This is a genomic window from Polaribacter staleyi, from assembly GCF_038024045.1.
Lineage (GTDB): Bacteria > Bacteroidota > Bacteroidia > Flavobacteriales > Flavobacteriaceae > Polaribacter > Polaribacter butkevichii.
This window is the reverse complement of sequence record NZ_CP150665.1, coordinates 1,293,412-1,306,715: the sequence shown is the minus strand read 5'-3', so window position 1 is coordinate 1,306,715 and position 13,304 is coordinate 1,293,412. Positions and strand designations below refer to the sequence as shown.

The 13,304-nt window shown below is 30.0% G+C and carries 14 protein-coding genes; 5 read left to right on the top strand and 9 right to left on the bottom strand.

The window, feature by feature from the left end; genetic code table 11:
* Positions 1 to 51: 51 nt before the first annotated feature.
* From WHD07_RS05695 to WHD07_RS05665, 7 genes are all read right to left on the bottom strand, one after another.
* Positions 52 to 444 carry an ACT domain-containing protein gene (locus WHD07_RS05695; protein WP_343330412.1) on the bottom strand — a complete coding sequence of 131 codons (393 nt, stop codon included), beginning with the start codon at positions 442 to 444 and terminating at the stop codon, positions 52 to 54.
* Complete coding sequence (locus tag WHD07_RS05690) at positions 445 to 1,263, bottom strand: type 1 glutamine amidotransferase domain-containing protein (RefSeq protein ID WP_343330411.1); 819 nt, start codon at positions 1,261 to 1,263, stop codon at positions 445 to 447.
* Positions 1,264 to 1,332: 69 nt separating this feature from the next.
* Positions 1,333 to 1,731, bottom strand: coding sequence for a DoxX family protein (locus tag WHD07_RS05685; RefSeq protein WP_343330410.1), 399 nt, complete (start codon positions 1,729 to 1,731; stop codon positions 1,333 to 1,335).
* A 95-nt stretch (positions 1,732 to 1,826) separates the two neighbouring features.
* Entirely contained in the window at positions 1,827 to 2,390 is a 564-nt protein-coding gene (locus WHD07_RS05680; RefSeq protein ID WP_343330982.1) for a Crp/Fnr family transcriptional regulator, read from the bottom strand.
* 263 nt (positions 2,391 to 2,653) lie between these two features.
* A complete protein-coding gene (locus WHD07_RS05675; RefSeq protein ID WP_343330409.1) occupies positions 2,654 to 3,334 on the bottom strand; it encodes an N-formylglutamate amidohydrolase in 681 nt (226 codons plus the stop codon).
* 2 nt (positions 3,335 to 3,336) lie between these two features.
* Positions 3,337 to 4,569 (bottom strand): glutamate-cysteine ligase family protein, encoded by a 1,233-nt coding sequence (locus tag WHD07_RS05670; protein WP_343330408.1) that lies wholly within the window; start codon positions 4,567 to 4,569, stop codon positions 3,337 to 3,339.
* 1 nt (position 4,570) lies between these two features.
* Positions 4,571 to 6,016 (bottom strand): RimK family protein, encoded by a 1,446-nt coding sequence (locus tag WHD07_RS05665; protein WP_343330407.1) that lies wholly within the window; start codon positions 6,014 to 6,016, stop codon positions 4,571 to 4,573.
* A 666-nt stretch (positions 6,017 to 6,682) separates the two neighbouring features.
* Between WHD07_RS05665 and WHD07_RS05660 the strand changes: the two genes are divergently transcribed.
* From WHD07_RS05660 to WHD07_RS05650, 3 genes are all read left to right on the top strand, one after another.
* Positions 6,683 to 7,642, top strand: a complete 960-nt coding sequence (locus tag WHD07_RS05660; RefSeq protein ID WP_343330406.1) for a 1-aminocyclopropane-1-carboxylate deaminase/D-cysteine desulfhydrase — start codon at positions 6,683 to 6,685, stop codon at positions 7,640 to 7,642.
* Complete coding sequence (locus tag WHD07_RS05655) at positions 7,639 to 8,487, top strand: glucosaminidase domain-containing protein (protein WP_343330405.1); 849 nt, start codon at positions 7,639 to 7,641, stop codon at positions 8,485 to 8,487. The genes WHD07_RS05660 and WHD07_RS05655 overlap by 4 nt, the downstream gene beginning before the upstream one ends.
* A gap of 146 nt (positions 8,488 to 8,633) precedes the next feature.
* Positions 8,634 to 9,731: a DUF2652 domain-containing protein gene (locus WHD07_RS05650; protein WP_343330404.1), complete on the top strand. Its 1,098-nt coding sequence runs from the start codon at positions 8,634 to 8,636 to the stop codon at positions 9,729 to 9,731.
* Positions 9,732 to 9,815: 84 nt separating this feature from the next.
* Here the strand turns inward: WHD07_RS05650 and WHD07_RS05645 are convergent, their stop codons facing one another.
* Together WHD07_RS05645 and WHD07_RS05640 are read right to left on the bottom strand one after the other, a co-directional pair.
* Positions 9,816 to 10,856 carry an RluA family pseudouridine synthase gene (locus WHD07_RS05645; RefSeq protein WP_105047874.1) on the bottom strand — a complete coding sequence of 347 codons (1,041 nt, stop codon included), beginning with the start codon at positions 10,854 to 10,856 and terminating at the stop codon, positions 9,816 to 9,818.
* A 108-nt stretch (positions 10,857 to 10,964) separates the two neighbouring features.
* The gene (locus WHD07_RS05640) at positions 10,965 to 11,522 is read right to left on the bottom strand and encodes a PASTA domain-containing protein (RefSeq protein ID WP_105047875.1); all 558 of its coding nucleotides are present in this window, start codon (positions 11,520 to 11,522) and stop codon (positions 10,965 to 10,967) included.
* A 92-nt stretch (positions 11,523 to 11,614) separates the two neighbouring features.
* Between WHD07_RS05640 and WHD07_RS05635 the strand changes: the two genes are divergently transcribed.
* Entirely contained in the window at positions 11,615 to 12,589 is a 975-nt protein-coding gene (locus tag WHD07_RS05635; RefSeq protein ID WP_343330403.1) for a D-alanine--D-alanine ligase, read from the top strand.
* A gap of 284 nt (positions 12,590 to 12,873) precedes the next feature.
* A complete protein-coding gene (locus tag WHD07_RS05630; RefSeq protein WP_105047877.1) occupies positions 12,874 to 13,233 on the top strand; it encodes a four helix bundle protein in 360 nt (119 codons plus the stop codon).
* The last annotated feature ends 71 nt before the right edge of the window (positions 13,234 to 13,304 follow it).

Sequence of the window (13,304 nt, the reverse complement as noted above, 5' to 3'; positions counted from 1 at the left end):
AACTGCTTTTTAGTGAAAAATCAATCCTTTTCACTTGTAAAAGTGAGATTCTTATTTAGAAAAATCATTTAAAATATCCATCGCTTTTTCGGTGTCTTTTGTATCAACAAAAATATGATCGTGATAATAAGCTGCAACAACATTACAGCTAATTCCGTTTGCTGACAACGCATTTGAAAAGGCAGCGGTTAATCCAACAGCTTCTAAAGAAGAATGCACGGTAAGTGTAATCCAAGAAGCAACAAAAGTATAGTCTAGATTTAATGTATCTGCCACTTCTTTTTTAGCGATAATGGTAATACTTTCTTCTTCTTTAAAAGTCATAACAATTTGACTCAAATTTATTTGATCCAAATTTTCAGCTTTACAAAAAACAAATTCGCCTAAATTATGTTTAGGTTTCATTGATTTTAAAAGGGCTTCTAAATTTTTTTCTCCACTCATTTATTTTACACTTTTGCTTAGTTTTTGCAACTCTTTTAAGGTAGCCTCACCAACACTATGAGCAGATTGTGGGTTTTGACCTGTTACTAACCTCTGGTCTGTAACAACGTGTTTATTAAAAGGTGCCGATTTTTCGAAAATAGCGCCATGTGCAATTAATTGATCTTCTAATAAAAAAGGAACCACATTTTCTAGGTTAACCTTAACTTCTTCTTCGTTGGTAAACGCATTTACTTTTTTACCGTCTACAAGATATTTTCCGTTGCTTAATTTTATGTTTACAAGGCCTGCAGGTCCGTGACATACGGCACTTACAATACCATTGTTTTCATAAATTTGTTTTGCAATTTCGGCAATTGCAGTGTTGTCTGCAAAATCCCACATGGCTCCATGACCACCTGCATAATGAATGGCTACATAATCATCCGGATTTACTTCACTCGGTTTTTTTGTGTTTTCAATTTTTGTACGATAAACATCGTTATCCCAAAATTTCTTATTGATAGGGTCCTCCATGTTAAATGCGTCTACAGGCGCTTTTCCACCTTGTGGACTAACAAAATCTATTTCATAACCAGCAGCGTGTAAAACATCCCAAGGGTGAGAAACTTCTCCTAGATAATAACCTGTTTTTTCTCCCGTATTTCCTTTTTTATCGTGACTGGTAACAACAAACAATATCTTTTTTAATTGTTTATTCTCTTTGATTTCTTTTTTTGAAATTTGCTCACTTGTATTGCTTTTATTTTTACAACTAAAAAGAATAAAAGCAGATGTAAAAAGTAATAATAATGTTTTTGTTTTTAAAGTATATAACATGTTTTTGTTTTAATGAATGATAATATGTGTATGAAAATGAAAAAAGTTATTAGGATTTGTTTTGTGTTACTAATCCCATTTATGGGACGATGAAACCGCTATTTTACCGCCACCAGTAAAAAATAAAGCTACGGCACCAAAGGTATACAAACCTAATAATTCAAGTTCCCAACCTCCGAATTTATTTAATTGAAAAATCTCTTTTAAATGTACTAAGAATAACGCGAATAAGATTCCAAATGCGTATACGGCAGCAGAGAGTCGAGTTCTAAAACCAATAAGTACAAGTATAGGTGCAATAATTTCTGTTATATAAACACCATAGGCAAGAACAGTAGGTAAGCTACTTTCTCTTAACATGTCTTTAATGTAAGAAATTCCTTTTAATTTAGCAATACCGTGTAATAGCATTAAAGCTCCTAATGTAATACGAAGAATTAATAAACCTATAGAAGTATTTCTATTCATAAATTTGTTTTTATTAAATTATAATTTATTTTTATAAGATGACAAATTTGAGAAACATACTAGAGATATTATTTAACAAATGATAAAAAAGGAATTTATTTTATGTTTGCTCTAATTCTGCTTAAACTAACTTGAGTAATGCCTAAATAAGATGCGATATTAGATAGTGGTACGCGTTGTATAATGCTAGTGCAATTTTTAAGAAGTGATGCATACCTTTCCGTTGCGGTATTAAATTGCAAAGAAATAAGTCGTTCTTCTGATTTTATAAGTTCTAATTCTGCAAATTTTCTGCCCCAATTAGCAATCTCTATGTCTTCTAAAAAAAGTTCTTGAAGTTTTTTTATTTTTAATTCGTAGAGTTCGCAATCTTCTAACAATTCTACATCTTCGTATCCTTTTTGGTTATTCACATAACTTTGCATGGACACAATTGGGTCTCCTTCTTTACCAAACCAAAAAGTAATTTGATTTTCATCAGAATAGGCATACGCTCTTGCTATTCCTTTTTTAATAAAATAAATACTTGTTTCAACTTTATTTGCTTTAAATAAAATATGACCTTTTGGAAACCGCGTTTCAACTATTGATTCTTTTATTAAATTTTTAGATTTGGTGGATAATGGATAAATAGTATCAATAATTTGGTTTATTTCCATAGGTTTATTCATTATCCGGTTTTTAATATTTAAGTTCTTCGAACTGAAAATAGGGGGGTGTTAAAAATAATAATTAAGTTGGTAATTTCTAAACTTTGCTCGGTTATTTAATGCCTAAAGATACGTGTAATTTTATTTTCTTTTAATTTTTTTGTTATTTTTCAGCTTTTTGATTTTCGTTATCTAGCTGTTTAAAATTGATGATTATTCAAGTTTATTAGAGATGTGTTACGTATTGAAAAGACAATTGATAGAAATATTTTCTATTTAATTGTACTAGCAATCGCTTTGTGTAAATCTTCTTTTAACTGAAAATTCATGATGCTGTTTTTAGAAAATTTCTGATTTATTTCAATCTCAATTCCGATGTAATTTTCTTTAAAATGCTTTCTTAAATACGTTGTAAATCCGTCTGCTTTTCCGAGATAAGGATAATTAAAACGCACATGCCATTTCGGATTTATTCTATGCAAAGCCTCTTTAAGTTGTAGCACTATCTTTTTTTCTTGTTGATTTGAGGAGTCGTATAAAAAACCAATATCACAATGTCTTACACTATCATTTAAAATAGGCGTAAACGAATGTATAGAAAGGTGTACAACAGTGTTTTGGTTGGTAACAAGTGTTTCAATCTCATTTTCTACAGCATTTCTATAAACGTTATAGTGTGTTTTAATGATATTTTTTTTCTCTAAATCCGATAGTTTTTTTGTGAAATCTGAAAACAAGTTTTTATGCCAAATCGATCTGTTCAGTTCTATTAATAATCTACTTGTTGTGCTGTAATTGGTGTAAATAGCTAAGTGCTTTAGCGTATTAAAAACATCTAAAGCACCTAAGTCATAACCTCTATGGGTATTTAAAATTTCTTTATCATTAAATAGAAAATTAAACTTATCCGGAATTTCATTTCCACCATGTTCACAAGTAATTACCAGTTTCATTTCTATTTATTTGGGATAAAAAGCCTGTTGGTTTCTAAGCAATTTGCTAATTGCGTATATACGTTTATAATATTTTTATCCGAAGTATCAGCAGCAAGTGCATTTTCAATTCTTGTTGCAAGTGTTCCGTGTTCAAAAATTATCGTTAAAGCTTCTTTGTAGTTTTTAGAAATATTTTCTTTGACCAATTCAAAAAGATGTTTCCAAACCTCTTTTACAGTGCACTTATCAGAAAGATTAAAAAGAGTTAAGTATTCTTTATTACAGATTTTATAATTTTCACCTTCCTTAATAATTGGGTTTAAAATATTGAACAAATCTTGCTCGTTCCAGCTTTTTTGCATTTCTAAACTCGCTAATTTTCCGTTGACCAATTGTTTTAAAACTTCAATAATGAACACACAAATAGCAATATCTGCCTTTGGGCATTCTTGTATGTCTACCAATCTAATTTCGATGGCATTTCTATCAAAACGCGCAATGGCACCTCTAGAGTTTAAAAAATGATGGTCTAAAATATTATTGGTATCGTGTTGTTTAATCTGTTTTTTAATAGGATCAAAGATCGTTTTATGATAAGCTGATTTAGAAAATACTTGCTCAGGAATCACCATTCCTGTCATTTCCGGAATCTCTTTTTGATTGGTTTTATAATACTCTAATCGGGTGTCTTTAAACCCCGTAAAATTACCTTCTAAAATAGGTGAACTTGCGCTTAAACCCGGAATTAATGGTAAAATAACACGAATTGCAGCATGTAGTTTTTCAAACTCAACATCATCAAAAAAAGGTAAATTAATATGTGTGCTTTGTACATTAGACCAACCGTGACCTTTACAATTAAAAATTCTATTATATAACTCATAAACCTCGCTATAACTGTGTTTCCATAGTTGTGTGTCTTGCAAAGGATTCATTAAAGGATGGCAAGCCGTTGGTAATAATTTAGTGTTTAACGGTTTTAAAATAGCATTAATTTCTAGAATGTTTTTATGAAATTCTTCCGATAAGTTGGTAAGATCTGTTGTTGGTCCGTTTGTTTTTATTTCCACAACATGTGCAACCAATTCGTTGCTCCAGGCAATGGTTCCATTATCAATATCAGAAGTAAGTGCTCCATTTTTTTTTGTCAATAAAACATCTACAATGGGCGCTACTTTAAAAGTGGTGTTATTAATGAGCATGTATTCTAATTCGATACCAAAAACCTCAAACAATTTATATTTTGTTCCCATTTTATTCTAAACGTTTTTTTAATGCTGATAAAATTTCTGTGTACACTACATCACCATAATAGGCGTCTTCTACACCAAAATCTACATTTGGATTGTCGTTAATTTCAATCACCATCGGTTTGTTGTTTACAACTTTAATGTCTATTCCGTACAAACCTTTTCCCATAATTCTTGCCGATTTTAAAGCCATGTCTAAAACTTTTTTAGGCACTTTTTCTATCGGTAAACAATCTGCATCACCATCTTGCTCTTTTTTCTTTTTAGCATTCCAGTTATATATTTGCCAATGCCCTTTTGCCATGTAGTATTTACAGGCAAAAAAAGGTTTATCATCTATAATACCAATTCTCCAATCGTAATCAGAAGGGCAAAATTCTTGCGCAATAATAAGATCTGATTCTTTTAGCATTTCATTGACCAAAACGGCATATTCGCTTTCTGTTGTTGCTTTTTTTACACCAAAAGAAAAGGTAGAATCAGGTGCTTTTAATACACAAGGCAAACCAACTTTGTTAAGCACATCATCTATATTATCTCTATGCACAATAATTGTTTTTGGCGTTGCTATATTGGCATTGTTTAAAGCTTCTGCCATAAAAACCTTATTGCAGCACTTTAAAATAGCATCCGGATAATCAATAATAGCAATTCCTTCTTGTTGTGCCTTACGTGCAAATGCATACGCTTCGTTATTTACCTCTGTACTTTGACGAATAAATAAAGCGTCAAAAGACGATAATCTACTGAGGTCTTTTGGTTGAATAATTTCTGCATAGATGTTCATCTTTTCAGCAATATCAACAAACTTTTTTAAGGCTTTCGCGTTGCTTGGTGGCGCAGGATCATTTGGGTCTACCAAAATAGCCAAATCAAAATCAGATTTTGCTAACTTAGGCGTGTCATATCGTTTTTTAGAAAAATATTGATTCGCAAATTCATAGACACATTCTAGGTGTTCGTTTGGTATTTCAGATTCAGAAATAGCTTCGATACTTTGAATGTTCCATTTGTTGTTAAAACTAAAGTGAACACGTAAAAACGGAACTTGAAAGTGCTTATAAAACAAGCTACTGAGTCCTTTGTATTTTTGCGCAACATTCTGACCAAAATAAATACTTAAAGTAAAGGATCTAGATTTGATATTTTTTAAACTTTGCTGAATTTCATCATCAAACTCTTCTGAAACTATTTTTACAAGTTTTAGCGTTTTTAAATCGACAATGTTTTTTACAGTAGGTATGGCTAAATGACCTCTTGCTTCTGCTAATAGAGAAACATAGTATCCTTTAGATTGGTAACTGTAGTTTTTACAAAGATTAAATATTCTAGCTTTTTTTATGGTAGAATATTTTGGATTGGTAAGATATTCTTGTGAGGAAATTACGGTAATATTATCAATCGAAAAAAGCCATTTTTCAGGTTGATTGGCAACAATGTATTTGTTCATTTAAGAAGCATAATCGCGATATAAATTTTAAGTAAAATTATACTATTTTTTGATTCGAATTACAAAAGTTGAAAAATAAATTATGTTTTTTTAAAGATTTTTAGAGTTGCTTTTTTTAGGTTAAGTTTCTTTATAATAGTGGCTTAAGAATGTTGTGTCTTTTGATGTAATATTTTATTGAACACTCGTATTGATGGTTTTAGAAAAGAAAAAAGGTAGTCTTCAAATTTTTTGTTTCAAAATTTTAGAATCTTAATCATTTGTAAGTTAGATTGCACCTGTAGCAATTTCAATTTGGCTAACAAATTTGTATTTAAAGGATATTAATTTACTGTAAAGAAATCCCTATCTGATAAGAAGAAAATAAACTTATTTGTGCTTTTAAAAGAGATGGCTTTGAAAATGGTAAGATGACGAATCTTAAAATTAAGTTCGTTATTTTTTTGTTTTAGGAAGTTTTATGCTATTTGTAGGCTCTTTTTTTTTGTGAGAAGGTAAATAGTTAAGAATTATAAAAGCAATAATATTTTTAAAGTGTTGGTTTGTAGTTTTTTATGGTGTTTTAGTTAAAAAACAGTACGGACTTTTAATTTTAACTTTAAAAAGTAAAGATTGTGTAGGTAACAAAATAATATCTGTTATTTTTGTGCTAACAAATTCTTAACATTGAGTAACACAAACAATACTTTTTTCGAGAGTGATTTTATCGCTCAAAACCAACAAGTTTTTCTCCCAATCTTAGAAGAAAAAAAGATAGAACTCTTTATTAAAAGAGAAGATTTAATTCACCCTTTTGTTTCGGGTAATAAATTTAGAAAATTAAAATACAATTTAGAAGAAGCTAAAAAGCTTAAAAAGAAGGCAATACTTACATTTGGTGGGGCGTATTCTAATCATATTTTGGCAACTGCAGTTGCTGGTAAATTAGAAGGCTTAAAAACATTTGGAATTATTAGAGGCGAAGAGTTGGGTAAAAACCTAACGCAGACTTTAGAAGAAAACCCTACATTAAGAGAAGCTCATGAGCATGGCATGAAATTTCATTTTGTGTCTAGAGAATTATACAGACAAAAATCATCTTTTGGTTTCATTGAAAAAATGAAAAATAAATGGGGCGATTTTTATTTAGTTCCGGAAGGAGGTACCAATTTTTTAGCCGTAAATGGTTGTGAAGAAATTTTAACAAAAGAAGATGCTACCTTCGATTATGTTTGTGCTGCTGTAGGAACAGGAGGAACATTAGCAGGATTGATAAAATCGTTAAAAAGACGTCAGAAAGTATTAGGTTTCCCTGCTTTAAAAGGAAATTTTTTATCCGAAGAAATAAAAAAATACACCATAAAAAATGATAGTTGGAAACTACAAAAAGGGTATCATTTTGGAGGGTATGCAAAACATACAGAAGAATTAATTACTTTTATCAACGATTTTACAGAGAAAACAGGTATTTTGTTAGATCCTATTTATACCGGAAAAATGATGTTTGGTATTATCGATTTAATTAAAAAAGATACCTTCTCTGAGGGAACTAAAATTTTAGCAATTCATACAGGAGGAATTCAAGGAATTGCAGGTTTTAATCAGGTTTTAGAAAAGAAAAATGAGCAGATAATTAAAAGTGTATGAAGTTAAGAGTTGTAGTATTTTGTGTTAGTTTATTGGTGTTTGCAAGTTGTGGTTCTAGTAAAAAAGCGAGTAAGAGTAAAGGTAGTAAAAGTGCTGGCGTTGTTTTAAATGAGCCAAAACCAGTAAAATTACCTTCTGTAAATGAAAAAGAACTTACCAAAAAATTAATAAAGAAAAACTCAAATTTAAACAAACAGACTTTAGATTATATTAGAAAATATGCACCTATTTCTGTAAAAGAAATGCATGAAAATAATATACCTGCTAGTATTACTTTGGCTCAAGGAATTTTAGAATCTGGTAGAGGAAGAAGTGAGTTGGCTTTAAAATCTAACAATCATTTTGGGATTAAATGTCATACACAATGGCAAGGAGAACGCGTGTATCATGATGATGATGAAAAAGGTGAGTGTTTTAGAAAATATCAATATGTAGAAACTTCTTATGATGATCATTCTGCATTTTTAACCCAAAGAAAACGATATGCTTTTTTGTTTAATTACAGTGCTAAAGATTATAAAAGATGGGCAAAAGGGTTAAAAAAAGCGGGTTATGCTACGGATAAAAAATATCCAGATAAACTGATTAAAATTATTGAAGATTATAAGTTGCATGAGTTTGATAACGTAAAAAAGAAAGACTTTAAAGTAGATCCTAAAACGGAAGCAGTTTTAAAAGCAGCTGCAAACCCAAGCAATACTGTTGTTAAGTATTACGAAGTAAAAAAAGGAGATACACTGTATTCTATTGCTAGAAAATTTAATACAACAGTTGCTGCTATAAAAGAAGTGAATGCTTTAAAAGATAATGTAATTTCTATAGGACAGCATTTACAGATAAAATAAAAAAAGTTTTTATAAAAAAATAACCTCGAGGAGAATCTTCGAGGTTATTTTTTTACAATTTAGAAAAGGAAGAACGAATATGTAAATAATAATTGTTTGTATCTGTTTTTTAGTTAGTTTTAAGTTTTAAAATCGACAAACAGAGCATGGGCAAATCTTTACTTTTTTTACCTGATATTTCTGGTTTTACAGAATTTGTTCAAACTACAGAAGTAGAACACAGTCAGCATGTAATTTCAGAATTATTAGAAGTTTTAATAGCCGCTAATACAGAAGAGTTACAATTAGCAGAAATAGAAGGAGATGCTTTGTTTTTCTATAAAGAAAATGAGATTCCTTCTTTAGAAAGGTTGTTGGCTTTATCAGAACATATCTTTACGGCCTTTTATAGCCATTTAAAACTGTTAGAAAAAAACAGAATTTGTCCGTGTAATGCCTGTTCTACAGCCCCTAAATTACAGTTGAAAATTATTGCACATTGTGGTGAGTTACAATTTTTAACTGTTCAGAATAATAGAAAACCTTTTGGGAAACAAGTTATTGAAGCGCATCGACTCATGAAAAATTCTGTTGATAGCGACAATTATGTGTTGTTTAGCAAAGAATTGACAGATACGATTGGTTTGTCTGGCAATTATCAATCAAAATTATATAATTTTAAACAAGGAAATGATCGTTATGATGGCAACCAATTAGATTATTTATATTCTATAATAGATAATCGTCATTTAAAGTTAAAATCATTTCTTATTCCGAGTAAAGTTGTTTTTAACAAATCTCCGAGTTTTATTGTAGAAAAAGAGTTTCCTGTTGCGGCAGAAGAATTGTTAGAAGCGTTAACTAATTACGCTTATAGAACACAATGGAAAGAGGAGGTTAATGAAATTAAGTATCATGTAAATGAAGTTACAAGATTAGGATCAGAGCATGTTTGTGTTGTTAATCAAAAGCATTTAGATTTTGTGGTGGTTACAAAAGAAGTAAAACCTGGGCAATTGGTTTACGGAGAAATGACAAAGAGTCCAATTCCTGTAGATAAGTTGTATCAGTTTTATGTGATAACTCCAATTAGTTCTAATAGTTGTAAATTAGTTTTAGAAACGTATTTAGAAGCAAAATCTCCGATTAAAAAGTTGGCTATTTTTTTAATAGTAAAAAAAGTATTCGAAAAAAATACAGCAAAAGGAATTCATAAATTATATGAATTCTTAAGTGCTAAGGCTATGCAAAAACAAGTTAATTAATCAAAAAAAAGAAAATAAAATAAAAAACAACGATTTGTATTTAAATACAAATCGCTGTTTTATTTTATATAAGAACGAAGTATTCTAGTCTAATTCTACATCTTTAGAATTCTCAGAATACGTTCTCCATTTTTCTAAACACTCTGTAATATCATTAGGAACCTCTGAATTAAATTGCATAAATTCTCCCGTTTTAGGGTGTGTAAATCCTAATGTTTTAGCATGTAGTGCTTGTCTAGGTAGTACTTTAAAACAGTTGTTTACAAATTGCTTGTATTTGGTAAACGTTGTTCCTTTTAAAATATCATCTCCACCATAGCGCTCATCATTAAATAGCGTATGCCCAATATGCTTAAAATGCGCTCTAATTTGATGAGTTCTACCCGTTTCTAATTTACATTGCACTAAAGTTACATAAGTTAAACGTTCTAAAACCTTATAATGTGTAACCGCGTGTTTACCAAAATCTCCATTAGGAAAAACAGCCATTTGCAAACGGTTTTTTAAACTACGTCCAATATTTCCTTCAATTGTACCTTCATCTTCATCTATATTTCCCCAAACTAAAGCATAATATAAACGTTCTGTAGTTCTGTCAAAAAACTGTTTAGACAAATTAGCCATGGCAAATTCTGTTTTTGCCACTACTAATAATCCACTAGTATCTTTATCTATTCTATGCACCAAACCAGGTCTTTCGTTAGAATTGGTTGGTAAATTTTCTATATGATGAATTAAACCATTCACCAAGGTTCCAGAATAATTTCCGTGTCCTGGATGCACCACCATTCCTGCTGGTTTGTTTACTACAATAACTGTATCATCTTCATAAACAATATCTAAAGGAATATCTTCTGCAACTAATAAATTTTCTGCTGGTGGATATGCTAAAACAACTCTAACAACGTCGTTTGGTTTAACTTTATGGTTCGATTTTACAACCACTTCATTTACCAAAATATTACCTGCTTTTGCAGCTTGCTGAATTTTATTTCTGGTAGCGTTTTCTACAAAATTCATTAAAAATTTATCTACTCTTAAAGGTTCTTGACCTTCACTAGCTGTAAATCTGTGATGTTCGTATAAATCGTCGTTTTCTTGATCTTGAGGTTGATTTTCTTGCAAAATTTATTTTTTAAGTTTTAGGTGACATCCGTAAAGAATCTCAAACTTCAACTGTTTAATTTTTATTTTTGAATACTGAATACTGAATACTGAATACTGAATACTGATTTAATTCCCGTTTCCATCACCTAAAACTAAATCTACAATAGAATTTAGCGGTAATTTATCTCCTTTGTTTAATATTTTTCCATTGTAACGCAATCCACGTACTACATCTTTACCAATATCTCTCACAGAAATAGGGTTTGTACCAATATTAAAACCGATTGATCTTAAATGAGAAATAGCTTGTCTTTTGGTTTTTCCGTTTAAATCTGGTATGGTAACATCTCTATATTTAGAAGGGTTTAAGGTTAGATAAATTTTACGTTTTTCTTTAACAAAATCTCCTGCTTCTGGCGATTGCTCAATAACAGATTTTTTAGGATAGTCTGGATTGTAACTAGCACTGTCTATAACAATAAAATCTAAATTAAGTTCTTTTAATTTGTTTTCTACATTCTCTAAAGACATTTTATGCAAATTAGGAACCTGAATTTTTTGATCGTGATTGGTAGAGTACCCTAACCAATATTTTAGAGCAAAAATAAAGATTAACAAACCTACAATGGCAATAGTTACTTGTATAAAGAAAGATTTACTTTTTATAAATTGAAAAACACTCATTTTTTGATTTTTAGAACGCACAAAGATATAAAAACTAAACGTTGCTATTTCTATAATTATTTTGATAAATTTGTTTTATTATTTTATAATCCATGAAAAAGAACATTGCCATTGTTATGGGTGGTTATTCATCCGAAGTTAATATTTCGCTTACCAGCGGAAATGTAGTGTATAACCATTTAAATAAAGAGAAATACAGTCCTTATAGAATTCATATTTTAAAAGAGAAATGGGTTGCTTTAGATGCTGCTAATAATGAGTATCCTATTAATAGAGACGATTTTTCCTTTATGTTAGGTGATCAAAAAATAACTTTCGATTGTGTTTTTAATGCAATTCATGGTGCGCCCGGAGAAAACGGAACTTTATTAGCCTATTTTAAGTTGATCAATTTAAAACATACTTCGGCTCCTTTTTACCAAATGGCCTTAACTTTTAATAAAAGAGATACGTTAAGTGTGGTAAAAGAATATGGCATTAAAACAGCTGTATCTGTGTATTTAAATAAAGGAGATGTTGTAGATGTAGATGCTATAATTAGTAAAGTTGGTTTGCCTTGTTTTGTAAAACCCAATAATGCAGGTTCTAGTTACGGTATTTCTAAAGCGCATACAAAAGCAGAAATGTTGCCTGCTTTAGAAAAAGCGTATCAAGAAGATTCAGAAATTTTAATTGAATCTTTTTTAGACGGACCCGAAGTTTCTGTGGGAGTCATTCAATATAAAGGAGCAATTAAAGTGTTGCCAATTACAGAAATAGTTACAGAAAATGATTTCTTTGATTACGAAGCTAAATATGAAGGAAAATCAAAAGAGATAACTCCCGCAAGAATAGAAGAAAGTGCAAAAATAAAAGTAGAAGAAATTGCTAAAAAAGTATATGCAATTTTAAATATGTCTGGTTTTTCACGTTCAGAATATATTTTGGTAAATGGAGAACCACATTTCTTAGAAATGAATACGGTACCAGGTTTAACAGAAAATAGTATTTTACCACAACAAGCACAAGTAGCAGGAATATCATTAGAAGAATTATTTGATAACGCTATAGAATCTGCTCTTAAATAGAGTTTTTAGAAACAAGATGTTTTTGAACCATGAAACAAGATGATGATCACTGTTGTGGAATTGAGTCAGGATGTTTTTGAACTATGAGACAAGATGAAGATCACTGTTGTGGAATTGAGTCAGGATGTTTTTGAACCATGAGACAAGATGAAGATCACTGTTGTGGAATTGAGTCAGGATGTTTTTGAACTATGAGACAAGATGAAGATCACTGTTGTGGATTTGAGTCAGGATGTTTTAAAAGTAATAGACAAAAATATTTATAACGTTAAAATAAGAAAGCTATGAAAAGACATAATTTTAAAAAGTTACAAATTTGGCAAGAGGCAATAGAATTAGTTACTTTAAATTATAAATTCACCTCAACATTGCCAGATTACGAGAGGTTTGGTTTGATTAGTCAATTAAATAGATGTGCTGTTTCTATTCCTTCAAATATATCTGAAGGGACAAGTAAAAGAACAAATAAACATTTTGTTACTTTTTTAGAGCATAGTTTAGGTTCTGCTTTTGAATGGGAAACTCAACTTATAATTTGTAATAATTTAAATTTTATTTCTAATGAAACTTTTATCGATTTTGAAAAAAGAATCCAAAAATTACAACAAAAAATATCAAATTTCATAGATTCGTTAGACAAGTGATACTATTTTAAGATAAGAATTTTAAAGTATACATTGTCAGTCGTGTTTCATGTGTCTAAAACATCAAAAAA